Origin of the sequence: Pseudonocardia sp. McavD-2-B, assembly GCF_024124365.1 — a bacterium.
Classification (GTDB): Bacteria; Actinomycetota; Actinomycetes; order Mycobacteriales; family Pseudonocardiaceae; genus Pseudonocardia; species Pseudonocardia alni.
In genome coordinates this window covers 1-23,100 of the sequence record NZ_JAMXSG010000010.1, presented here as the reverse complement: position 1 = coordinate 23,100, position 23,100 = coordinate 1, and the positions used below count along the sequence as shown (strand labels likewise).

General features: G+C 71.8%; 18 protein-coding genes and 1 pseudogene. 15 read left to right on the top strand and 4 right to left on the bottom strand.

Translation table 11 applies throughout. The annotated features are described in order from the left end of the window. Positions 1–19 precede the first annotated feature (19 nt). Complete coding sequence (locus tag NH602_RS03105; RefSeq protein ID WP_179762185.1) at positions 20–1,249, bottom strand: CaiB/BaiF CoA-transferase family protein; 1,230 nt, start codon at positions 1,247–1,249, stop codon at positions 20–22. Positions 1,250–1,286: 37 nt separating this feature from the next. Next, on the bottom strand, positions 1,287–2,765 hold the full coding sequence (locus NH602_RS03100; protein WP_253066947.1) for an aldehyde dehydrogenase (NADP(+)): 1,479 nt from the start codon (positions 2,763–2,765) through the stop codon (positions 1,287–1,289). A 163-nt stretch (positions 2,766–2,928) separates the two neighbouring features. Here NH602_RS03100 and NH602_RS03095 point away from each other — a divergent pair, with 163 nt between their 5' ends. From NH602_RS03095 to NH602_RS03055, 9 genes and pseudogenes are all read left to right on the top strand, one after another. Next, entirely contained in the window at positions 2,929–4,086 is a 1,158-nt protein-coding gene (locus tag NH602_RS03095; protein ID WP_374210119.1) for a CaiB/BaiF CoA transferase family protein, read from the top strand. A gap of 32 nt (positions 4,087–4,118) precedes the next feature. Next, a complete protein-coding gene (locus NH602_RS03090; protein ID WP_179762188.1) occupies positions 4,119–5,243 on the top strand; it encodes an acyl-CoA dehydrogenase family protein in 1,125 nt (374 codons plus the stop codon). Between the two features lie 5 nt (positions 5,244–5,248). Further along, positions 5,249–6,433: a CaiB/BaiF CoA-transferase family protein gene (locus NH602_RS03085; RefSeq protein WP_253066945.1), complete on the top strand. Its 1,185-nt coding sequence runs from the start codon at positions 5,249–5,251 to the stop codon at positions 6,431–6,433. 11 nt (positions 6,434–6,444) lie between these two features. Continuing rightward, positions 6,445–7,560 (top strand): zinc-binding dehydrogenase, encoded by a 1,116-nt coding sequence (locus tag NH602_RS03080; RefSeq protein WP_139282954.1) that lies wholly within the window; start codon positions 6,445–6,447, stop codon positions 7,558–7,560. Further along, complete coding sequence (locus NH602_RS03075; protein ID WP_179762189.1) at positions 7,557–8,678, top strand: glycoside hydrolase family 88 protein; 1,122 nt, start codon at positions 7,557–7,559, stop codon at positions 8,676–8,678. Before NH602_RS03080 ends, NH602_RS03075 begins: the two co-directional genes overlap by 4 nt. A gap of 67 nt (positions 8,679–8,745) precedes the next feature. Further along, complete coding sequence (locus NH602_RS03070; RefSeq protein WP_253066944.1) at positions 8,746–9,915, top strand: GAF domain-containing sensor histidine kinase; 1,170 nt, start codon at positions 8,746–8,748, stop codon at positions 9,913–9,915. Next, positions 9,908–10,543: a response regulator transcription factor gene (locus NH602_RS03065; protein WP_179762191.1), complete on the top strand. Its 636-nt coding sequence runs from the start codon at positions 9,908–9,910 to the stop codon at positions 10,541–10,543. The genes NH602_RS03070 and NH602_RS03065 overlap by 8 nt, the downstream gene beginning before the upstream one ends. A 130-nt stretch (positions 10,544–10,673) precedes the next feature. Next, positions 10,674–11,996: an MFS transporter gene (locus tag NH602_RS03060; RefSeq protein WP_100880590.1), complete on the top strand. Its 1,323-nt coding sequence runs from the start codon at positions 10,674–10,676 to the stop codon at positions 11,994–11,996. Between the two features lie 462 nt (positions 11,997–12,458). Next, positions 12,459–12,647 (top strand): annotated as a pseudogene (locus NH602_RS03055) (IS3 family transposase); the annotation flags it as partial. Between the two features lie 738 nt (positions 12,648–13,385). On the opposite strand, the gene NH602_RS03050 reads toward NH602_RS03055, so the two are convergent. Both NH602_RS03050 and NH602_RS03045 read right to left on the bottom strand, forming a co-directional pair. Next, positions 13,386–14,852: a dihydroorotase family protein gene (locus NH602_RS03050; RefSeq protein WP_253066943.1), complete on the bottom strand. Its 1,467-nt coding sequence runs from the start codon at positions 14,850–14,852 to the stop codon at positions 13,386–13,388. Beyond that, entirely contained in the window at positions 14,849–16,243 is a 1,395-nt protein-coding gene (locus NH602_RS03045; protein WP_253066942.1) for an FAD-binding protein, read from the bottom strand. Before NH602_RS03045 ends, NH602_RS03050 begins: the two co-directional genes overlap by 4 nt. Before the next feature lie 183 nt (positions 16,244–16,426). Here NH602_RS03045 and NH602_RS03040 point away from each other — a divergent pair, with 183 nt between their 5' ends. From NH602_RS03040 to NH602_RS03015, 6 genes are all read left to right on the top strand, one after another. Beyond that, positions 16,427–17,230, top strand: a complete 804-nt coding sequence (locus NH602_RS03040) for an IclR family transcriptional regulator (protein WP_100878327.1) — start codon at positions 16,427–16,429, stop codon at positions 17,228–17,230. Then, a complete protein-coding gene (locus NH602_RS03035; protein ID WP_179762196.1) occupies positions 17,227–18,423 on the top strand; it encodes a CaiB/BaiF CoA-transferase family protein in 1,197 nt (398 codons plus the stop codon). Before NH602_RS03040 ends, NH602_RS03035 begins: the two co-directional genes overlap by 4 nt. Beyond that, a complete protein-coding gene (locus NH602_RS03030) occupies positions 18,420–19,283 on the top strand; it encodes a CoA ester lyase (RefSeq protein ID WP_253066941.1) in 864 nt (287 codons plus the stop codon). The genes NH602_RS03035 and NH602_RS03030 overlap by 4 nt, the downstream gene beginning before the upstream one ends. Then, positions 19,280–20,110 (top strand): cyclase family protein, encoded by an 831-nt coding sequence (locus NH602_RS03025; RefSeq protein ID WP_253066940.1) that lies wholly within the window; start codon positions 19,280–19,282, stop codon positions 20,108–20,110. Before NH602_RS03030 ends, NH602_RS03025 begins: the two co-directional genes overlap by 4 nt. After that, on the top strand, positions 20,107–21,543 hold the full coding sequence (locus NH602_RS03020; protein WP_253066939.1) for an MmgE/PrpD family protein: 1,437 nt from the start codon (positions 20,107–20,109) through the stop codon (positions 21,541–21,543). Before NH602_RS03025 ends, NH602_RS03020 begins: the two co-directional genes overlap by 4 nt. A 155-nt stretch (positions 21,544–21,698) precedes the next feature. Next, positions 21,699–22,985: an MFS transporter gene (locus tag NH602_RS03015; RefSeq protein WP_253066938.1), complete on the top strand. Its 1,287-nt coding sequence runs from the start codon at positions 21,699–21,701 to the stop codon at positions 22,983–22,985. Positions 22,986–23,100 lie beyond the last annotated feature (115 nt).

Sequence of the window (23,100 nt, the reverse complement as noted above, 5' to 3'; positions counted from 1 at the left end):
ACTGTGGATCCGAGCTCGATCAGACGTAGTTCGCGGCGGAGCGGATCTCCCTGTCCGCGTCCGGGCGGATGGCGCCGACACCCGCCAGCGCGCGGATCTCGCCGGGGACGAAGCCGAGCTCGGCGAGCACGTTCTCGGTGTCCTGGCCGAGGGCGGGGACCCCTCGCCCGGTCTGTGCGCGACTCCGCGACATGCGCACGGGATGGCGGGGCAGCTGCGCGGCCGGCTGGCCCGCCACGTCCACGTCGACCAGGAGTGGGCCGGCCCCGACACTCGACCCGTCGAGGAGCGTCCGGAGCCCGAGCCGGGGAGCACAGGCCAGTCCTGCGGTCTCGAAGACCTCGAGAGCCTGCAGGTTCGTCAGCTCGGCGACGGCTGGCGCGAGAAGAGCTGTTGCCGCCTCCCCGTTACGCGCCTGGAGGTACGGCGTCGAGAACTCTGCCCGCTCGGTGAGGTCGTCGACGCCGAGTTCCCGGCACAGCGGGCCGAGTGCGTCCGCGTCGACGACACCGACCACGGTCACGGTTCCGTCGCGGGTCGTGAACGTGGCCCGGTACCCCAGGTCGTCCCATCCGGGGCTCCGCCCGTACATCGACAACGATGCGACCTCCGATCCCTGCATGGCGAGTGCGGTGTCGAACAGGCTCACCGTCACCTCCTGTCCGCGGCCCGATCGGCCTCGCTCGAGGAGCGCTCCGAGGATCCCCTGAACCAGCAGCGCCGAGGCCGCGTAGATGACCGGCGTGCCGGGAAGGGATCGCGGGAGGTGACCACCCCGGCCGCAGCCGGTGTGGGTGAGCCCGCTCGTGGCCTGCGCGAGTAGCTCGTGTCCCGACGGGGCGGCTGTGGAACCGATGGAACCGGCGCTGCTGATCGAGGCGTGGATCAGGCGCGGGTGGCCTCCGGCGAGATCGGCGTGGCCCAGCGCGAGCCGCTCGATGCACGGCGCCCCGTGGTCGTGGAGCAGGACGTCGGCGCGCTCGACCAGACGGCGCACGACGTCCTCGCCACCGGGCGTGGCGAGGTCGACGCAGATGCTGCGCTTGTTGCGGTTCGCGGCGGCGAAAGCCGGTGCCATGAGGTCGTTGTCGACCGCCTGCCGGTCGACCGGACGAAGGGCGTCCCCCCGGGCGCCGTGCTCCACCTTGACGACCTCGGCTCCGAGGTCGCCGAGCGTCTGCCCCGGCTGTGGGCTGAGCGCACCGCTGCCGAGCTCGACGACGCGGATCCCGTCCAACACCGGGCTCACGGGCGCTGGACCCTCGGTGAAGTGAGACGTCTACCGCTCACGCCGGCGGCTCCGGGGTGAGCACGCCGTCGACACGGCGGGGGATGCCCAGCGGGTTGGCGTCCGCCAACGCTGCCGGGAGCAAAGCGTCCGGAATCGACTGGTAGGCGATCGGGCGCAGGAAACGGCGCATGGCCGTGGCGCCCACTGATGTGTGGATCGATGTCGTCGACGGGTGGGGGCCGCCGTGGTGCTGTGCCCAGGTGACCGCGACACCCGTCGGCCAACTGTTCCACAGGACGCGGCCGGCGAGCGGAGCGAGGAGAGGAAGCAGCGCTGCTGCGTCGCCGTCGTCGGGCCCCGCGGCATGTACCCCTGCGGTCAGCGACCCCTCCAGCAGGGCGACGGCGGACCGCAGCTCGTCGGCGTCGCGGTAGGTCATCACGAGGGAGAAGGGTCCGAAGCGCTCCGCCAGCAGTTCGTCCCGGAACCCGGCGAGCTCGGCGATCGTCGTCCTGGCCAACACGGGGCGGACGCTCCGGCCGTCGCCTTCCGGGGCACCGGCAAGGATCCGCACCGCGGGATGCGTCGCCAGGGCCCGCGTCCCGTCCACGTAGGCGTCGCCGATTCCGTCGTGCAGCAACGTGACCGGTGCGGTGTCCGCCTCGGCGGCGACGATCTCGGCCATCCCGCTGTCCTCGGGCACGAGCAGCAGGCCCGGCTTGGTGCAGAACTGGCCGGCGCCGAGCCCGACCGAGGCCAGGTAGTCGCGGACGATCCCCTCGCCCCGCGCGGCCGCGGCCGCCGGCGTGACGAACACCGGGTTGAGGCTGCCCAGCTCACCGTAGAAGGGAACGGGGGAGGGGCGACCGGCGGCCAGGTCCGCGAGCGCCCTCCCCCCGGAGGTGGAGCCGGTGAAGCCGACCGCGGTGATCCGCGGGTCCATGACGAGGGCACGGCCCGACTCGAGTCCCGACACGACCCCGAAGGTGCCCTCGGGAGCACCGGCTGCGGCCAGCGACTTCGCGACGACCTCGGCGTAGGGGCCGGAGAGCCGCGGTTGGGCGGGGTGCACCTTGGCGACAACCGGGCAGCCCGCGGCCAGGGCCGACGCGGTGTCCCCGCCGGCGAGCCCGAACGCGAACGGGAAGTTGCTCGCCCCGAACACGGCGACCGGCCCCAGAGGCACGAGCATGCGGCGCAGGTCGGGCTGCGGGCCGAGCGGGCCCTCGGGGTTCGCCCGATCGATCACGGCCTCGAGCCAGGAACCCTCATCGACCGCTTCGGCGAACATCTCGAACTGCACCGCGGTGCGCTCGACCTCGCCGACCAGCCGCGCCTCGCCCAGGGCGCTGTCCGCATCCGCGAGCGGGACCAGCTCGTCGCGCCGGGCCCGCAGGCCCGCCGCGACCGCGCGCAACAACCTGGCTCGCTCCCCGGGCGACATCGCGCCCAGTGCGGGCGCCGCCGCGGCCGCGGATTCCAGGACCTGCTCGAACTCCGCCGGGCTGGTGCTCGGCTGCTCGACGCCGGACATCGCCGTCTCCCTCGGTCGGGGTGGCCCGTTGCCACGCTCGGCGGACACCGTCGCGCCGTCGTCGGGAAACCGGCACCTCCTGGTGGAGGTACCGAGGCGGATGAGGGCGGCACAGGATCTCGAAGCAACGCGAGGCGACCACAACGAGGAGGAGCGTCCTGCTGTGCCATCCCTGACGTCCACATCGGAAAGTTCCGGTCCGCTGACCGGCATCCGCGTGCTCGACATGACCCGCCTGGCTCCGGGCCCTTACGGAAGCATGCTGCTGGCCGACCTGGGGGCCGAGGTCATCGCCGTCGGTGGCGGCAGGTCCGGGCTCCCCGTCCCCGCCCTGGCGCGCGGGAAGCAGTTCGTGACCCTCGATCTCAAGACAGCGGACGGCCGTGCGGCCCTGCACCGGCTGGTCGAGGTCTCCGACGTGCTGATGGAGGGCTTTCGGCCCGGCGTGGCCGACCGGATCGGGGCGGGTTACGAGGAGCTGCGCCGGATCAACCCGCGGCTGGTCTACTGCAGTGTCACCGGATACGGGCAAACCGGTCCGCTCGCGCAGGCTGCCGGACACGACATCAACTATGCCGCCGTCGGCGGCGCCCTGGGGACGTTCGGGCCCGCCGACGGGCCACCGGTGCCGCCGCTCAACCTGCTGGCCGACTTCGCCGGTGGCGGCCTGCTGGCGGCGTTCGGCATCGTGTCCGCGCTCTACGAGCGGGAGCGTTCCGGGGCCGGCCAGTACCTCGACGCGGCGATGGTCGACGGCGTCCTGTCCATGATGGGCATGAACTTCGCCGACTGGGGCCACCGGTCCCTACCGGCCCGGGGGGAGGGCGTCCTCACCGGCAGCATGCCGGCGTACCGGTGCTATCCCTGTGCGGACGGTCGCCACGTCGCGGTCGGCGCGCTGGAGAACGCGTTCTTCGCCAACCTCTGGGCTGCGCTGGAACTCGGTGAGGTCCCGGACCACCTCGACCCCGAGAACTGGACCGAGATCGGCGAGCGCCTGACCGCGGCGTTCGCCACCCGCGACCGCGACGCCTGGGCGGAGCGCTTCGCCGGCGTCGACGCCTGCGTCACGCCGGTCCTCGAGCCCCACGAACTCGCCGGCTTCGGGCAGATCAAGGAGCGCTACGACGGATTCGACCCCGGCTCCGTCCCGCCCGTCCCGGTGTTCTCCCGCACCGCGGCCCGGGCCGGGCACACCGACACCGCAGACGCCACGGAGGCGGTGCTGACCCGGCTGGGCGTCTCCGCGGACGTCGCCCGCCGTGTCACGGCGGGCGGCGGGGGTCCCGCCGTCACCGGCCTCAGCTGGCCACCGCTGTGAACCACCTGCACGATCGTCGAAGGGAAGACGACATGGACACCCAGTACGACGACTTCCGGGACATGGTCCGGAGGCTCGCCGCCGATCGCATCGCCCCGCATGCCGGCGATGTCGACGACAAGGAGCGCTTCCCCGAGGAGGGCTGGGCGGCGCTGCGCGAGGCCGAGGTCGCGGGCCTGCCCTACGCCGGGGCGCTCGGTGGCGGCGACGGAGACCTGTTGTCGCAGGTCATCGCCGTCGAAGAGGTTGCCGCCGCCTGCGGGAGCACCGCGCTCGTGCTGCTGGTCAACTGGGCCGGTACCTCGACAGTGGTCAGCCACGGCTCGGACGAGCTCAAGGCCGAGATCGTGCCGCGCGTCGCGGCCGGTGATGCGGGGGCCGCCTGGTGCATGACCGAGCCGACCGTCGGCTCCGATCTCTCCGCGATCGCCACCACAGCGCGTCCCGACGGCACGGACTGGAGGCTCACCGGCCAGAAGCGCTTCATCAGCAACGCGCCGTGGGCCGACTGGTACGCCGTACTCGCCCGGTCCGGGGGAACGCAGGACTTCGGCGTGTTCATGGTCCACCGGGACGACCCGGGCGTGTCCTTCGGCCCGCACGAGAAGAAGATGGGCATGCGGGGCAGCCCGACCGCCGACGTCAACTTCGACGGTGTGCGGTTGCCGGCGAGCCGCGTCGTGGCCGACCCGGTACAGGGCTACCGCTACATCAACGGTGAGCTCAACACCAGCCGCGCGCTCATCGCCGCGCAGGCCCTCGGCGTGGCGCAGGGCGCCTTCGACGCGGCGGTGGCCTACACCTGCGAGCGGCACCAGTTCGGTCAGCCGCTGTCACGCTTCCAGATGCTGCGCGGGATGGTCGCCGATATGGCGGTCAAGATCGAGTCCGCCCGCGCACTGCTGTACGACGCCGTTGGTCTGATCATGGACGGGAACCCGCGGGCTCGCGGCAGGATCTCGATGGCGAAGCTGCTCTGCAGCGACAACGCCATGTCCGTCACCACGGACGCGGTGCAGCTCCACGGCGGGTACGGCTACGTCCGCGACTACCCGGTGGAACGCATGATGCGCGATGCCAAGATCACCCAGATCTACGAGGGCACCAACCAGATCCAGCGGCTGCTCGTGGCGAAGTCCGTCTACGAGGGTCGGTGATCGGCGTGTCACAGCCGCTGAGCGGGATGACCGTGCTCGACCTCGGCGAAGTGGTGCAGGGCCCCGTCGCCGCGCAGGTGCTCGGCGACCACGGCGCCGACGTGATCAAGGTCGAGCGCGGTGTCCGGGGCGACATGCTGCGCTCGCTGGACCGCCCGGCGATCGAGGCAGGGGAGCCGTCGTCGTACTACGCCGGCGTCAACCGCAACAAGCGCAGCATCGCCCTCAATCTGAAGACCCGGGAGGGCATGAGCGCGCTGCACCGGCTACTGGCCAGGGCCGACGTTCTCGTGCACAGCTACCGGCCGGCGGCCGTGGAACGCCTGGGTCTGGCGTACGAGCTGCTCGCCGAGCGCTACCCGCGGCTGGTGTACGCCTCGGCGTCCGGCTTCGGCGAGAGCGGCCCCTACGCGCACAAGGCCGGGCAGGACATGCTCGCCCAGTCGCTGAGCGGGATGGCCCGGACCGTCGGGGACCGGACGCTGTCCGCGCACCTCAATCCGGTCCCCGCGGTGGACTACGCGTCCGGGATGTTGCTGGCGCAGGGGATCCTGGTTGCGCTCTTCGAGCGCGAGCGCTCCGGCAGGGGGCAGAAGGTGAGCGTCAACCTGCTCGACACGGCACTCGCTCTGCAGACGCTGGAGAGCGCTTCGTTGCTGATGTACGACCACGAGACCAACTGGGTCACCGACTGGTACCACGGGGTCTTCCCCACCGCGGACGGCATGGTCACGGTCCTGGGCCTGTTCCGCGACAACGCCCTCGGCATGCTGTGCAAGGCGCTGGAGGTCGAGGACCTCAGCCGCAGGCCGGAGTTCGCCACCGCCGACCTGCAGGCCCGCAACGCCGCCGCCGCCAACGAGTTGCTGCGCGACGCGGTCGCCGCACTCACCACGCGAGATGCCACCAAGCGGTTCGACGCCGTCGACCTGCTGTCGGCCCCGCTGCTCACGTTGCGCGAGGCGCTGGAGGATCCGCAGGTACTGGAGAACGGCACCGTCACCACCGTCGACGTCGAAGGCCGGCGCACGACCAGGATCCTCGGCAACCCCGTCCGACTGTCGCGTACTCCCGCGAGCGTCGGCCGCGGGGTGTCCGGGGTGGGCGCGGACACCGAGGCGGTGTTGCGCGAGGCGGGCTTCGACGACGACGAGCTCCGTGCCCTCCGCGAGAGCGGAGCGGTGCGATGAAGGAGGACACCATGGGCGATCGCGTCGCCGTCGAGCTGACCGCATTCGGCGAGGACCTGCAGGTGGGGCACCGTCCCGCGAGCGCACCGCAGCCGGGCGCCGTGACGGTCGACGTCACCCACGCCGGGGTCTGCGGCACCGACATGCACCTGCAGCAGGGCCGGATGGAGATTCCGCTGCCGATGATCCTCGGGCACGAGGCGGTGGGCCGGATCAGCGCGCTCGGGAACGAGGTGACGACCGATGTGCTCGGCGCCCCGTTGCAGCCGGGCGACGCGGTGTCCTGGGCGTCGAACATCCCGTGCCACGAATGCTTCCACTGCACGAGCGACGAGCCGTCGCTCTGCGAGACGCGCAAGGTGTACGGCATCAACCAGAGCAGCGGGGTCTGGCCGCACCTGTCGGGCGGCTGGGCCGAGCAGATCTATCTGCAGCCGGGCTCGACGATCGTCAAGATCCCGGAGGGCGTCGGCCCGGAGCAGGTGATCGCCCTGGGCTGCGCGGGCCCGACCGCCGTGCACGCCATGGGCATCGGAGGCCCCCGACCCGGTGACGTCGTGATCGTGCAGGGGAGTGGGCCGGTCGGGCTGGCCTGCGCCATGCTGGCGACGCTCGCGGGTGCCGTCAAGGTGATCATCGTGGGAGGGCCTGCGGGACGGCTGGACGCCGCACGCGCCGCGGGCATCGGTGACGTGCACGTCGACATCTTCACCGAGTCCGACTCCGTCGACCGCGCGGCGAAGGTCCGGGCCGAGACGCCCGACGGGCGTGGTGCGGACCTCGTGATCGAGGCGACGGGCGTCCCGGCAGCGGTCGCCGAGGGCATCGACCTCACCCGCCGCGGCGGTACGTACCTGGTGGTCGGCCAGTACACCGACCACGGCACGACCCCGATCAATCCGCACCACATCACCAAGAAGCAGCTGAGGGTGCTCGGCAGCTGGGCATTCTCGCCGCGCAACCATCTCGACTATGTACTGAGCGTGCCCGAGCTGGCGAGGCGGTTCGACCTGGAGAAGCTCGTCACCACGTACCCGCTCACCGATGCCGGGCGCGCGCTGGCGGACATGCGAGGCGGAACCGTCCTGAAGCCAGTGCTGCTGCCCGGCCAGGTGAGCTCGTCATGAGGACCTACGACCACGACGAGGCCGTCCGACTGCTCGTCGAGCGGACCGACGCCACCTTGGCGTCGGATCAGCCGGGCTACCCGCACTACGCGGACCCCGCTGACGGCACCTGGCGTCGGACCCCCGATGGATTCTGGACCGGCGGCTTCTGGGGCAGCCTGCTGGCGTTGGCGGCGGTGGCAACCGGCGAAGAGCGTTACGCCGCGGCGGCCGACCAGGTCGCGATCGGGCTGACCGGACGTGCCGAGTCCGACACCGCCTTCCGCGGGTTCCTCTTCCATTACGGCGCGCTGCTGCCCCATCTGCTGACCGGCAGCGGTGCGGCTGCCGAGTCGGCGCTGGCCGGGGCGCGTGGTCTGGCGAGCGCGTTCAACGGCGACGCCGGGTTGATTCCGCTGGGTAGCCAGGCGGAGGAGGCGGGCGACGTCGGCGCGGGCGCGGCCAACATTGATGCCGTTCCGGGCACGGTCGCGTTGCTGTGCTGGGCCGCCGAGAGGACGGGCGAAACCGGTCTGGCGGAGATCGCGCGCCGGCATGCGGCACGGCACGTGGAGTACTGCGTCCGGGACGACGGGTCCGTCGCCCAGTCCGCGGCCTTCGACGAGCGCACGGGTGAGCTGAAGTGCCGTTACACGCACAAGGGACTGTCCGACGGCAGCACCTGGGCCCGGGCCCAGGCCTGGGCCATGCTCGGCTTCGCGCAGGCTGCGCACTGGTCGGGCCCGGAGTTCCTCGACCCGGCTCTGCGCGTCGCGGATCGATGGATCGAGTGGCTGCCCGATTGTCGGGTCGCCCCCTGGGACTTCGCGGCCGGCGTCGACGCCCCGCGGGACACCTCGGCCAGCGCCATCGCCGCTGTAGCGCTTCTGAGGCTGGCCGACCAGTCGACCGATCGTCCGCACTACCGCGACCATGCCGCGGCCACGGTGCGGAGGCTCGTCGTGGACCACCTCACCCCCGTGACGGAGGACGACCCCCGCCCTGCGGGGATCCTCACGGCCGGATGCTTCGACCAGCGACGGGGAGAAGCGACCGCGCACGAGCTGATCTGGGGCGATCACTTCCTGCTGGAGTCGTTGCTGCGGCTTCGGGGTGACGTCGCCACCTCCATCCCCTGACCTTCGACGAACGGGGGAACGATGCCCCGGCGGATACGCTTCGAGGACCTCGACGAGGAGAGCGCCCATGCGTCGCAGTACCGAGCCGAACCGAGTCGTGCCCGGCGACGCGGTGCTGGACCAGCTTGCGCTGCGACACAGCGAGCTCCTGGTCCTGCTCGACGAGTCCGCGGCGATGAACGCCGTGGCCCGGAGAATCCGCGAGGTCGGTGGGTTCGACATGTCGCTCGTCGGACGGGTCGAGTACGACGGCGCGATGGTGCACCGCAGTTGGCTCGGGACGCAGAGCACCGCGCTGCATCGGCTCCTGGTCCCTGAGGGACACGGTCTCGGGGGCAAGAGCCTGCTGCAGCGGCGCCCGGTCTGGGTGCGGGACTACCTCGCGTCGAGCGCGATCACCCACGAGTTCGACGAGCTCGTCGCCCGCGAGGACCTGCGGGCGATGCTGGCGGTACCGATGATCTACGACGGCGAGGTGCTCGGCGCCGTCTACGTCGGCGTGCGGGGCAAAGTCAGCTTCGGGGAGCAGGTCGTGTCGCTGGTCGAGGAGGCGGCATGTGCCGCGTCGGCGACACTGGTCAGTGCACGCCGTGCCCAGATCCAGACCCGAGTCGCAGTCCAGGCCGACCGGCGGCGCAAGGCCGCCGAGCTGCACGACTCGGTGAGCCCGGTGCTCTTCCGGATCGGCGCAGAGCTACGGAGCCTGCGTGCCGTGACCGGGGCCGAGTGCGTCCGTGCACGGGTCGAGGAGCTCGAACGCCAGGTCCAGGACGTCACGTCGATGTTGCGCTCCACGCTCGCCGAGCTCAACGAGCAGCCGCCGGACCGACATCTGGCCGTGAGTATCCAGGAGGACTGTGAGGCGTTCGAGGAGCGGACCGGGACCCCGGCGCGGTACGTGCCGCTGGCGGTGATTCCGGACCTGGGGCCGGGCCGCAACGAGGCGCTGCTCGGGGTGGTGCGTGAGGCTCTCGTCAACGTCGAGAAGCATGCGCACGCCTCGGCGGTGGTGGTCACCGTTTCCATCGTCGGCGACACGGTGAGTGTCGCGGTCGCCGACGACGGATGCGGGTGGTCCGAAGACAGGGCCGACCCGGCTCCTGGTCATCTCGGCCTCTCGCTGGCGGCGCAGCGGATGCAGCGGCTCGGGGGCGGCGTCGTCATGAGCGCGAACGACGACGGCGGCAGCACGGTGCGGGCGTGGGTGCCGTGCTACGCGGGGGACCGCAATGGGTGAGCACCGTCCGGTGCGGGTCTTCGTCATCGACGACCATCCGGTCGTACGCGGCGGGGTGGAGCTGCTGGCCGCAGAGGACCCTTTTATCACAGTCACCGGCGGTGCGAGCACCGCTCGTGAGGCGATCGATGCCCTGCGTCGCATCGAGAGCGACTTGGTCCTGGTGGACCTGCGGCTCCCGGACATGCCGGCGCCGGAGCTGGTGGGGCAGCTCCGGCGCACCCAGCCACAAACCCGGATCATGCTCTTCACCGGCTACGCCGATCACGGCGCGATCGACCTGCTGCTCGGGGCCGGCGCAGACGGGTGTCTTGTGAAGGACGTCACGGGAAGCGATTTCTCCACCGCCGTGCACCGCGTGATGAGGGGCGTGCGGGTCGTCGACCCGCGGCTGGCCGGTACGCGATGCTCGGCCGGCCCCGAACTGCTGAGCCGGGTGGGACTCACCCGGCGCGAGTACGAGGTGCTGCGATTCGCGGCGATGGGGCACAACAATCCCGAGATCGCCGAGCAGCTGGAGCTGGCCCGCAACACCGTCAAGGCTTATCTGAAGACCGCCATGCAGAAGCTCAACGCCCGGAACCGGGTGGAAGCGATCGCGAGGGCGCACGAGCTGCGCCTGCTCTGAGCTGGGCCGGCCCAGAGCGGAGCCGAACCCGAACAGACCACAGAGGACACCTGGCCCGTCGTGCGCCGGGTGGTCCCGGTCGGCCTCGGCCGGCCCGCACGTTCCGTCGCATCTTCACGAAGGAGTGGACATGTCAACGACCTCCCGGACCCGCAAGGCGGGTCTGGCCAGTGCTGTCGGGACCACGTTCGAGTGGTACGACTTCTTCATCTACGGCACCGCGGCCGGTCTCGTCTTCAACAAACTTTTCTTCCCGCAGTTCGATCCGCTGATCGGGACGCTCCTCTCCTTTGCTACATTCTCAGCCGCGTTCGTGGCTCGCCCGATCGGTGGCGTTCTGTTCGGGCATTTCGGAGACCGGGTCGGTCGCAAATCCGTGCTCGTCCTCACGTTCAGCATCATGGGTGTCACGACGTTCCTGATCGGATTGCTGCCGAGCTACGCCACGATCGGGGTGGCCGCGCCGATCATTCTGGTGACCTTGCGATTCATTCAGGGACTCTCCCTCGGCGGTGAGTACGGCGGCGCCGTGCTGATGGCGGTCGAGCACGCGCCGCCGAGACGTCGCGGCTACATCGGCAGCTGGGTCCAGATGGGCGTGCCCGCCGGCCTGATCCTGGGCAACGGCGTGTTCCTGCTCCTCGGCGGAATGGCTGAGGACGCGTTCATCGAATGGGGATGGCGGATACCGTTCTTGATCAGCGGCCTGTTCGTCATCTTCGGACTGGTCGTCCGTCTGAGGCTGGCGGAGAGCCCGGACTTCGCCGAGCGCAAGGAGCAGAGCGGGGTTGTCAAGCTGCCCATCGCCGTCATCGTGCGGCAGTACCCGAAGGAGGTGGTGCTCACCGCGGGTGCCTACCTCGCCATCGGCGTCACCTTCTACATCACGACGGTGTTCGGTCTCAGCTACGGGGCACAGCAGCTCGGGTTCAGCCGCAACGCCATGCTCGTCCTGGTACTGCTGTCCATGGTCCTCGCTCTCGCCGCCCTGCCCTACTTCGGACGGATGTCCGACCGATTCGGGCGCCGACCGGTGTTCCTCGGCGGCGTCATCGCCATGGGTGTCCTGGTCTTTCCGTGGTTCTGGTTGCTCAACGCGGGATCCTTCGTGCTCGCCCTCATCGGGTATCTCGCGATCACCTGTGGCTTCGCCGCTTCGTTCGGACCGCTCGCGGCTTTTTTCGCAGAGAGCTTCGAGACGAGAGTTCGCTACTCGGGAATCTCCTTCGGCTACACCCTGGGGACCCTTGCGAGCAGCGCTGTCGCACCGATCATCGCGGCGTGGCTGCTGGAATGGACCGGACACTATTCGGCCGTCGGTTGGTACATGATCGCGATGATCGTGCTGTCGGCGGCCTGCACCCTGCTGCTCCCGGAAACCTACGACCAGGACCGACTCGAGGAGACCCGGTGCGCCGCCGATCCGGAGCGAACCAACACCGAGGCGCGATAGCGTATTCTTGCCAGCGTGTTCTTGTCAGGATTGCTCGATGCGGGGACACGAACGACCCGGGATGCCTCGACCTCCCGTACGGCGCGCATCTGGACGTCCCCTGGCTGGTGGTGCTTTCTCATGAACGACGTTGTACAACACACATCTTTGGAGGCAGCCGGAGGAAGGAGGGAAGTGGTGCAGTGGGTGGGGCCGTCAGGGTAGGAGGTGTATGTCGAACGCGGTCATCAGCAGCTGGTCGTCGACCTTGCGGAAGATTCGTGATCGGGCTTCGTTCGCGATTGCGTAGCGAATGAGGGGCGAGTTCTCTGGTCGAGCAACGCCTGGCCGACGCGCTGCTGTGACGACGGGCCCACACTGATCTCCCGGCGTCCGGGGTGGTTCGCAGCAGTGGTCGCAACAAATGATTGAGCCGTCCTGGGTGCTGTAGAGACTCTTGACCTTGGAAACGAGGATGGAGCCATGCCGTCAGAACGAACTGCGGGCAAGCCCACGACGCGGCGGTACTCGCAGGAGGAGAAGGCCGCGGCGGTGCGGATGGTCCGCACGCTGCGCGCCGCGCTCGGACACGATCACGGCGTGGTGAAGCGGGTGGCCGATCAGCTCGGCCCCGGCGCTGAGTCGGTGCGGTTGTGGGTGCGCCAAGCCGACGGCCTCCTGCAGCACCTGGTCGATGCGGGATCCTTCAATGTTCCTCGATACGGAACCTCCGTTGGCTCGGGTCTGGTCGCCGACGCCCGGCAGGCCTGCGGGACGCCGTCCGACGACGGTCCCGAGGGTGGTCGGGACCACACCAGTTGGTAACCGACGGCACGACGAGAATCTCGAACTGTCGCCCGCCATGTGGCGGTCCGTCGCCGGCCGGGAAGGTCGACCACGGTCGATGGCAGGAAACGGGGCCTCCGGCCCGGCGAGAGGTCGATTCCGTGTGGCCTCCTTCAGGGCCTCCAACGCAGGCGCACGGAGGTCTGCGGTGCGCACGATGAACCGCACGACGCGCACGAATGGACTTGGCGGGGACGGTGCGTCCGGTGACACGAGTTCTCGTGATGCGTCGATCGTCTTGATCGGGCACGGAGAAGCTCTGCCGATCTTCTGTTGGCCGCAGAGTTCCGCTCATGGCCGCGCGGCCGAGAGCCCCGGTGGAACGCCTTCGGCGTGGCCTGTCGGCCCGGTGGCTCGGCACGGCCGGTCTCCCGGTCAAGGACGCTGCGCGACCGGACTTCGTCATGCGCTTCGCCGGAACCCCGAGCAACAGCTCGGCATCACCCTGGGTACCGTGCTGGTCTACGTGAGGATGCATCGCACCGGCACCGGTTGATCAGTGAGGTGCTGGCGGAAAGTGCGGGGGTCCGGGTGCGGCCGGCGGTCGACCGCGGGACGCCCGGCTCAGCGGCCGGTGGGGCGGTGCAGGTAGCGGCCCACCGGCTCCCCGCAGACCGTGCCGCCGTCGAAGATCCGACGGCCGCGCAGGAACGTCGTCTCGACCGTCGCGCCGATCTCCATCCCGCGGAAGGGCGTGTACTCCTGGGTGGACTCCGAGTCGGCCGGGTCCACCACGACCGAGCGGTCGGGGTCGACGAGCGCGATGTCGGCGTCGAACCCGGGGGCGATGTCGCCCTTGGTAGGCAGCCCGAGGCGCTGGGCCGGGTTGGTGGACACCAGCTCCGCGACCCGGGACATCGACAGTCCGCGCTTGCGTCCCTCCCCGACGAGGCCGGGCAGCAGGTACTCGGTGCCCCCGAAGCCGGACTTCGCGGCGAACACGTCGTCGCGGTCCTCGCCGAACTTCTTCTCCTCCTTGCAGCAGGCGTGGTCGGAGACGACCCAGCTGACGTCTCCGGCGAGCAGGTGCTCCCACAGCTTCTCGACATCGGCGCGGGGCCGCAGCGGCGGGTTGACCTTGCCGCCGACCCCGTCCGCGGTGGTGACGTCAGCGAGAAGGTGGCCGATGGTCACCTCCCGGCGGAAGTCCACGTGCGGGAAGGTCCGGGCCATCAGCATTGCCGCCTCCATCGCCTTGGCCGACGACAGGTGCAGCAGGTTGATCGTCGGCAGCCCGGTCTCGTGCGCCAGGTAGGAGGCGATCGTGACGGCGAGGCCCTCGGAGTGCGGGGGCCGCGAGGCGCTGTAGGCCTCCAGCCCGGACAGCTCGCCCTGCTCCTCGACCATTCGCGTGTAGGCGGTCATGATCTCGGCGGTCTCGCAGTGCAGGGACAGCGAGATCTGGTCGGCGATCTCCGGGTTCGCCTCGCGGGCGGCCTGGATCCCGCGCATCACGAACTCGAAGTGCGCGATGTCGTAGCGCTCCCCCTCGGGGATCATCAGGAAGTCGCTCTGGTCGGTGGAGCGGCCGTGCAGCCCGTGGCTCCCGTAGAACATGAAGATCTTGAAAGAGGTCACGCCGTGCTCCCGGACCAGCGCCGGGATCTCGTCGATGTGGCTGGACTGCATCGGCGCGAGGTGGAAGGCGTAGTCCACGTAGGACCGGCCCTCGGCGGCGGCGAGCACCTCCGGGAAGACCTCGGAGTAGGGACCGCCGCGGTTGAGGTAGTACTGCCCGGTCCGCATGTAGGTCAGCGACGTGGTCACGCCGCCCTGCGCGCACGCCCGGCTCTCGGTGGCGGTGTCGTCGGACAGCGGGTTGTAGATGCCCCAGTGCTGGTGGGCGTCGACGACGCCGGGGAACGCGAGCAGGCCGCGCCCCTCGTGCACCTCGGTCCCTTCCGGCACGGTCAGACCCGGACCGACCTCGGACACGACGCCGTCGGTGACGGCGATGTCGGCGGCGACCGGCTCGCCGCCGCCGGGACGGACGACGCGGACGTCGCGGATGATCAGGTCGGGCTGGGTCATCGGGCACCTTCCGGAGCGGTGGAGCGGACAGCGGGGACCGACCGGGCGAGGTGCCCGGCGGCGAGATAGGCAAGGCCCAGCGCGGGCAGCAGGCCGTTGCCGGCCAGGTAGCCGGCCGCGCCGTGGCCGGAGATGCCGGCGGCGGCGCCCCCGGCGGCGTAGAGGCCGGGGACCGGGTCCCCGGCGGTGTCCAGGACGCGCGCGTGCTCGTCGACGAGCAGGCCGCCCTGGGTGTGGAACAACGCGGGGACGATCTCCACCGCGCACAGTGGTGGGACCAGCGGGGTCGCGCTCGTGCGGCCGAACGGGTCGTCCCGTTCGCCGGACACGACCCGGGCCAGGTCCTCGACCTCGGCCGCCAGCGTGTCGGCCGGGACGCCGATGACGGCGGCCAGCCCGGCGACCGAGTCCGCGGTGCGCACCGCACCGGCGGCCAGGACATCCTGGTAGTCGCCGAACGCGCGGCACAGCCCGTCGATGCGTTCGTCGAACACCATCCAGCCGCGGCCGCCGGGGCGCGCGGCGAGCGCGGCGGCGTATTCCGAGTAGCCGGTGGTCTCGTCGCCGAAGCGACGGCCCCCGGTGTCGACGACGGCCGCGCCGTGCATCACCGCGGTCCAGGTCACCAGCGTCTGCGCCGCGGCCGAGAGCGCGGCGTGGCCCTGGTAGGCGTCGAGGTAGCCGGTCGCGGCACCGAGCTCGGCACCGATCCGCAGCGCGTCGCCGCGGGAGTGCTCGCCGCCGTGGTAGGTCGCCCCGGCGATCTCGGGTAGGTGGGTCCGGACCAGTCCGGCGTCGGCGCCGTAGCCGTTGGTGGCCAGGAGCACGGCCCGGGCCACGATCTCCTCGCACGTGCCGTCCGGGTCCTCGACGACCGCGCGCACCCCGCGCCCGACCTCCGGCCGGACCGCGACCAGCCGGGCCGGCACGAGCAGGTCGATCCGGTCGCTGCGTTCGACGGCGTCGGTCAGGTGCCGCAGGAGGGTCGACCCGTGCCGGCCGGGCAGGCTGTGCACCCGCGGGACCGAGTGGCCGGGGTAGGCGAAGTCGGTCGGCAGCTCGATCGGGACCCCGACGTGGTCGGCCAGCCACTCGACGAGCTCGGCGCCGACCTCGGCCAGCGCCGTCGCGATCCGGAGGTCGGCGGTCCCGCCGGTCTTGCGGACGATGTCGTCGAGGAAGCGTTCCGGGGAGTCGTCGATGCCGGCGGCGGCCTGGAAGCGGGACCCGGGCCCGGGAACCATCGCGGTGGACATCGAGGTGTTGTTGCCGCGCCGGAAGTGCGGGTCGGGGTCGACCACCAGCACGTCGAGACCGAGCTCGGCGGCCCGCACCGCGGCGGCCAGTCCTCCACCGGCGCCGGCCACGACCAGGTCCACGTCGGGCGTCATCGTCCCTCCCACCTCGATTCGGCAGTTGTTCCGTTAGGCGGAACATCACGGTTGAACCGTCGACTGCTCGATAACAGCAGTCTTGCTGCACTGATGCAAGTCAGGTGATGCGAATTCTTGACACACAAGCTCGACACACCACATTCTCGTTCCGGTAAGCGGTACGGGACAGAGGGAGGCGTCGTGACGGAGACGACCGGGGGCACCGGGGCGACGGAACGGGTGGCCGACGTGCTGCTGCTGTTCACCGACGGCCCGCCCACGCTCGGCGTCAGCCGGGTCTCCCGCGACCTCGGGCTGTCCAAGGCGGTGGTGCACCGGATCCTGCAGTCGCTCACCGCACGCGGCCTGATCGCCTACGACCCGGCCAGCCGGGAGTACCGGCTCGGCCCGGCGGCCGCCGCGCTGGGCAGTCGCGCGCTGCGCGACTCCGACCTGCGCACCGCGGCGCTGCCGTTCCTGGCCGAGCTGCGCGACCGGCTGCACGAGACCGTCACGATCAGCGCGAAGGTGCACGGCGGTCGGGTGTACCTCGACCAGGTCGTCGGCACCCACGAGATCACCATGTCGGTGGAGCTCGGGCGCCGGTTCCCGCTGCACGCCGGGTCGTCGGGCAAGTGCATGCTGGCGCACTGCGCCCCGGACGAGGTCGACCGGCTGCTCGACGGCGAGCTGGTCGCGCTCACCCCCTCCACCCCCACCGACCCCGCCGCGTTGCGCGCCGAGCTGGTCCGGATCCGCGAGCGCGGGTACGCCGCGTCGGCCGGTGAGCGGCAGGGCGACGCCGGCTCGGTCGCGGTGCCGGTGTTCGGCCCCGGCGGCCTGGTCGGCGCCGTGTCGGTGTGCGGTCCCCGGTTCCGGGTCACCGACGACTTCGTCGCCGTCACCGCTCCCCGACTGATCGAGACGGCCGACCGGATCACCGCTCGGCTGGGCGGCACCGCGCCCCCGCGCACCGTGCCCACCTCCACCGAAAGGACGTCATGACGTTCGACCACCCGGCGGCGCTGGAGGGCCTGAAGGTCCTCGACGCCTCCACGCTGTTCGCCGGTCCCCTGGCCGCCACCCTGCTGGGCGACCACGGCGCCGACGTCATCAAGATCGAGCACCCGCGCGGCGACCCGGCGCGGACCCACGGCGCGCAGAAGGACGGCGTCGGGCTCTGGTGGAAGATGCTGGCCCGCAACAAGCGGGCGATCACCCTGGTGCTGTCCACCCCGCGCGGGCGCGAGCTCTTCCTCGATCTCGCCGCGGACGCCGACGTCGTCATCGAGAACTTCCGCCCGGGCACCCTGGAGCGCTGGGGGGTGGGCCCCGACGAGCTCCGGGCCCGCAATCCGCGGTTGGTGCTGGCCCGGGTGACCGGGTTCGGCCAGATCGGCCCGTACGCGTCCCGGCCCGGGTTCGGCACGCTGGCCGAGGCGATGAGCGGGTTCGCTGCGATGACCGGCGAGCCGGACGGACCGCCCACGCTGCCGCCGTTCGGGCTGGCCGACGGCGTCGCCGCGATCACCACGGCGTTCGGCATCATGACCGCGTTGCGGGCCCGCGAGTCCACCGGCCGCGGCCAGGTTCTCGACACCGCGATCATCGAGCCGCTGCTGCACCTGCTCGGGCCGGGCCTGATCGCCTACGACCAGCTCGGCGTGCTGCAGCCGCGCACCGGCAACCGTTCGACCAACAACGCGCCGCGCAACACCTATCGCTGCTCCGACGGCCGGTGGGTCGCGGTGTCCACCAGCGCTCAATCCATCGCCGAGCGGGTGATGCGCCTCGTCGGCACCCCGGAGCTGATCGACGAGCCGTGGTTCGCCAGCGGCGCGGGCCGCGCCGAGCACGTCGAGGAGCTCGACGCCGCCGTCGGGACCTGGATCGCCGCCCGCGACCGGGACACCGTCGTCGAGGCGTTCGAGAAGGCCGAGGCCGCGGTCGCCCCGATCTACACCGCCGCCGACGTGCTGGCCGACCCGCACTTCACCGCGCTCGGCAGCATCGTCACGATCGACGACGACGAGCTGGGCCCGGTCCGGTTCCAGAACGTCCCGTTCCGGCTCTCTGAGACCCCCGGTGCGGTCCGGACCACCGGCCCGCGCCTGGGTGCGCACACCGCCGAGGTCCTGGGCGGGCTCGGGGTCGGCGCCGACGAGCTGGAGCAGCTGCGGGCGCAGGGGGTCGTGTGACCGGCCTCGGCCGCGCCCGCAGCTGGCTCTACGTCCCCGGGCACCGCGCCGACCTGGTGCGCAAGGCGCTCGACGGCCCGGCCGACGCCGTCGTCGTGGACCTGGAGGACGCCGTGCCGCCCGTGGACAAGGACCGGGCCCGCGAGACTGCCGTGGCGACCTGCGCCGCCCGTCCCGGCGAGGTGTGGGTCCGGGTGAACGCGGCCGGGACCCCCTGGGCCGAGGCCGACACGGCCGCACTGGCCGGCGGCACCGTGGCCGGGCTGCGGGTCCCGAAGGCCGAGGACCCCGCGGCCGTGGCCGCACTCGCCGAGCGGACCGGCGCCCCCCTCCACCTGCTGGTCGAGAGCGCCCGGGGGCTGCGCCGGGTGTTCGCCCTGGCGGAGTGCCACCGGCTGGTCGCCGGCGTCTCCACCGGCGAGACCGACCTCGCCGCCGACCTGCGGATCCGCGACCGTCGCGAGCTCGGCTGGGCCCGCGCCCGGATCGTCACCGCGAACCGGGCCGCCGGGCTCCCCAGCCCGGTCGCCAGCGTCTGGACCGACCTCGCCGACCGCGCCGGGCTCACCGCCGACAGCGCCGCCCTGCGCGACGCCGGATTCTTCGGCCGCTCGGTGATCCACCCGGACCAGATCGAGCCGGTGCACCGCGCCTTCACCCCCGACCGCGCCGAGGTCGAACGGGCCCGCGCCCTGCTCGACTCGGTCGGCACCGCGGGCACCGCCGCCTGGGTGGACGACCGCGGGCGCTTCGTCGACCCCGCCGTCGTCGCCGGGGCGCGCTGGGTCCTCGACCTCGCCGACTCCCTGACCGACCACCACGAACCGGCCGGCGCCACGGCCGGAAAGGAGACCTCGTGAGCATTTCCACCACCGCGGGCCCCGGCCTGCTCGACGCCGTCCGCGCCGGGACCCGGGTGATCGAGCTCGGCCACCCGCTCTACACCGGGATGGCGGGCTCGCCGAACCACCCGGGCTTCCGGATGACCCTGGAGCGCCGGCACGGCGACGTCGTCCGCCCGGACGGCGGCTCGGCGTCGAACGAGGTGATCGTGACCGGTGGGCACACCGGCACCCACGTCGACGCGCTCGCCCACGTCAGCCACGACGGCCTGCTGCACGGCGGGGTCGACGCCGCCGAGGCCCAGCGCGGCGGCAAGCACACCGCGCACGGCGCGGAGACGATCCCGCCGATGGTCACCCGCGGTGTGTTCCTCGACGTCGCCGCGGTGCACGGGGTCGACGTGCTCGACGGCGGCTACGGCGTGACCGTCGAGGACCTGCAGCGCGCCGCAGAGCGTGCCGGGGCCGAGCCCGGCCCCGGGGACGTGGCCGTGGTGCGGACCGGCTGGGGACGGCTCTTCGCCGACGCCCCCGCCTACGTCGGGAAGGAGACCGGCGTGCCCGGCATGACCGTCGAGGGTGCGCACTGGCTGGCCGAGCGCGGGATCGTGGCGACCGGATCGGACACCACCGCCTACGAACAGATCCCGGCCGGCGTGGGGCACCGGGTGCTCCCCGTACACCGGGTACTGCTGGTCGAGCAGGGCATCCACATCGTCGAGCACCTGGCCCTCGAGGACGCGGCGGCGGCCGGGCTCGGCGAGTTCCTCGCCGTGTTCGCCCCGCTGCGCATCGTCGGCGGCACCGGCGCCCCGGTCCGCCCGCTGGCGGTGGTGCCGGCATGAGCACCACCACCCCCGCGCAGCGGATCGGCGAGGTCGGCGCCCGGCTGGCCGCGGACGGCGTCGACGACGTGCTCGCCGACGACCTCGTCCGGCGGATCGTCGACGTCATCGGCAACTCGCTGGCCGCCACCCGCGAGGAGCCTGCCCGGATCGCCGGAGCGGTGACCGCCGAGTGGGGCGGCGCGCCCGCCGCGACCGCGATCGGGCAGGCCCAGCGGCTCCCGGCCCCGTCCGCGGCCCTGGTCAACGGCACGCTGGCGCACAGCCTCGACTTCGACGACACCCACCTGCCCTCCGTGCTGCACCCGTCGGCCGCGGTCGTCCCGGCCGCGCTGGCCACCGCCGAGCGGGTCGGGGCGAGCGGGCGCGCGTTGCTGGCCGCGGCCGCGATGGGCATCGAGGTGACCTGCCGGCTGGGCATGGCGGGCTACGACGAGGACCTGGGTAACTCGGTGTTCTTCGAGCACGGCCAGCACGCGACGGCGATCTGCGGCGCGATCGGCGCGGCGGTCGCCTCGGGGATGCTCTCCGGCCTGGACGCCGACCGGCTCACCTCGGTGGTCGGCATCGCCGCCAGCATGGGCGCCGGGGTGATCGAGGCCAACCGCACCGGCGGCACGATCAAGCGGGTGCACTGCGGCTGGGCCGCGCACGCCGGCGTGGTCGCCGCCGACCTGGCCCGGCACGGCCTGACCGGGCCGCCGACCGTGATCGAGGGCCGGTTCGGGTTCCTCCGCGCGTTCTGCGGCGAGCGGGTGCACCCGGAGCGGGTCACCGAAGGGCTCGGCGAGCGGTGGGAGACCCCCGGGGTGTTCTTCAAGCCCTACCCCTGCAACCACTTCACCCACGCCGGGGTGGACGCGGCGCTGGCGTTGCGGGCGCGCGGCGTGCGTGCCACCGACGTGCGGGAGCTGATCCTGGGCGTGCCCGCGCCGGTGCTGCGGACGATCGCCGAGCCGGCCGAGGAGAAGGCCCGCCCCCGCTCCGGCTACCACGCGGCGTTCTCCGGGCCCTACACCGTGGCCGCGGCGCTGGTCGGCGGCGGCGGACTGGGCGTGTTCCACGAGGACTTCACCGACGCCGCCGCGGCGGACCCGGCACGGCTGGAGCTGGCCGGGCGGGTGCGGGTCGTGGCCGACGACGAGGCGACGGCCGGGTTCCCGCGCCAGTTCCCGGCGGTGCTGACCGCCGAGCTGGCCGACGGGAGCACCGTGACCGAGCGGGTGCGGACCAACCGGGGCGGGCCCCAGCGGCCGCTGTCGGCCGACGAGCTCGCCGCCAAGTTCACCGGCAACGCCGAGCGCGCCGTGCCGTCCGACGACGCGACCACGATCGTCGCGACGCTGTGGGACCTGCGCGACGACCGCCCGGTCGCCGACGTGATGAGCGGGTTGCAGGAAGCCACCATTCGTTCCGCTCAGAGAAACAATTGAGCATTCGCTTCCACGCTGTCATCGGAATTAACTCCCGGCTCATTGACTCACAGCGTGGCATCAATCGAGAATTGCCGGACAACGGAGTCTGAATTGTTCCGCGGAGCGGAACACGGGATTCGCAGGGACGCGAATCGGATGCGAAGGACGCAATCATGGGTACACGGTTCCGCTTCGTGACGTTGGGGCTGGTCGTCGGCCTCATCGTCATCAACTACATCGACCGGAGCGCGGTCTCCTACGCGGTCGAACCGCTCGAGCAGGAATTCGGGATCACCACCGCGCAGTACGGGATCATCAGCTCGGTCTTCTCGCTCGGGTACATGGTCGCGGCATTCCTGTCCGGGCCGCTGGTGGACCGGTTCGGCACCCAGCGGGTACTGCTGGTTGCCGTCGCACTGTTCTCCGTGACCACGGCGCTGATCCCGGTCGCCGGGTCCTTCGCCGGGCTGCTGATCATCCGGCTGCTGCTGGGCATCGGCGAGGCACCGGCGTTCCCGGCCGCGACCCGCACGGTGAGCCGGTGGCTGCCGATCCGCGAGCGCGGAGTGGCGCTGGCGCTGTGCGGCGGGGTCGCGGTCTCCGGCAGCCTGCTGATCTCCGGACCGCTGCTGACCTGGCTCACCGACCTCGTCGGCTGGCGCGGCATGTTCTGGACGCTCGCGATCTTGGGTGTGGTCTGGGCGGTGTTCGCGCTGGCGTTCCTGCGCGACCTGCCCGAGGAGTCGTCGCGGGTCGACGCCGCCGAGCGGGAGCTGATCACCGCCGGCCAGGAGGCCGAGGCCGGGCCGGGCCGCTCCCGCGTGCGGTGGCGCCCGCTGCTGACCAACCGCAACCTCTGGGTCGTCTCCGGCGGCTACTTCGCGTGGGGCTTCATGTTCTGGGGCTTCATGTACTGGCTGCCCTCGTTCCTGTCCGACGCCTACGGGCTCAGCATCAAGCAGGCCGGCTCGTTCTCGATCGCTCCGTGGGCGTGCGGCATCGTCGGCGCGCTGGCCGGCGGCGTCATCGTCGACCGGGTCTACCGCCGCAGTCCGCGCATCCGCAGCCGGTTCTCGGTGATGGGCGTGGCCCTGCTGCTCGCGGGCTGCTCGCTGGTGCCGCTGGCGATCTCGCCGACGCTCACCGTCGCGCTGGTCTCGATCTCGCTGGGGGTCGGGTTCGGCTTCATCACCGGCGGGATCTGGTGGGTCGCGGCCATCGACGCCGCTCCGGACCAGCCGGGCAGCGCGGCCGGGTTCGCCGACGCCGCGTTCGCCTCGTCCGGCATCGTGGCTCCCTCGGTGATGGGCTTCATCGTCTCCAGCACAGGCAGCTTCACCAGCGGGTTCGTCGTGATGGCCTGCCTGGCGGTCACCGGGGCCCTGCTGATGCTGCTGGTCCCGCGGGAGCCCGTGACCGCGGCGGTCGCCGCCGCGGAGACCGCGGGCAACCCGGCGTGACCGGTCGCGGTCCGGAGCGGACCGCCGCCCGGTCGGCCGTGCGGGCCGCGACCGGCCGGCTGGGCGCACGGGTGGCCGGGCTGCGCTGGGCCGACGTGCCGTCGGAGGTCCGCGA

Coding starts and splice junctions, on each gene's coding strand:
- NH602_RS03100 (WP_253066947.1), bottom strand. CDS start 2,765: ATGTCCGGCGTCGAGCAGCCGAGCACCAGCCCGGCGGAGTTCGAGCAG.
- NH602_RS03090 (WP_179762188.1), top strand. CDS start 4,119: ATGGACACCCAGTACGACGACTTCCGGGACATGGTCCGGAGGCTCGCC.
- NH602_RS03080 (WP_139282954.1), top strand. CDS start 6,445: ATGGGCGATCGCGTCGCCGTCGAGCTGACCGCATTCGGCGAGGACCTG.
- NH602_RS03075 (WP_179762189.1), top strand. CDS start 7,557: ATGAGGACCTACGACCACGACGAGGCCGTCCGACTGCTCGTCGAGCGG.
- NH602_RS03070 (WP_253066944.1), top strand. CDS start 8,746: ATGCGTCGCAGTACCGAGCCGAACCGAGTCGTGCCCGGCGACGCGGTG.
- NH602_RS03065 (WP_179762191.1), top strand. CDS start 9,908: ATGGGTGAGCACCGTCCGGTGCGGGTCTTCGTCATCGACGACCATCCG.
- NH602_RS03060 (WP_100880590.1), top strand. CDS start 10,674: ATGTCAACGACCTCCCGGACCCGCAAGGCGGGTCTGGCCAGTGCTGTC.
- NH602_RS03050 (WP_253066943.1), bottom strand. CDS start 14,852: ATGACCCAGCCCGACCTGATCATCCGCGACGTCCGCGTCGTCCGTCCC.
- NH602_RS03045 (WP_253066942.1), bottom strand. CDS start 16,243: ATGACGCCCGACGTGGACCTGGTCGTGGCCGGCGCCGGTGGAGGACTG.
- NH602_RS03035 (WP_179762196.1), top strand. CDS start 17,227: ATGACGTTCGACCACCCGGCGGCGCTGGAGGGCCTGAAGGTCCTCGAC.
- NH602_RS03020 (WP_253066939.1), top strand. CDS start 20,107: ATGAGCACCACCACCCCCGCGCAGCGGATCGGCGAGGTCGGCGCCCGG.
- NH602_RS03015 (WP_253066938.1), top strand. CDS start 21,699: ATGGGTACACGGTTCCGCTTCGTGACGTTGGGGCTGGTCGTCGGCCTC.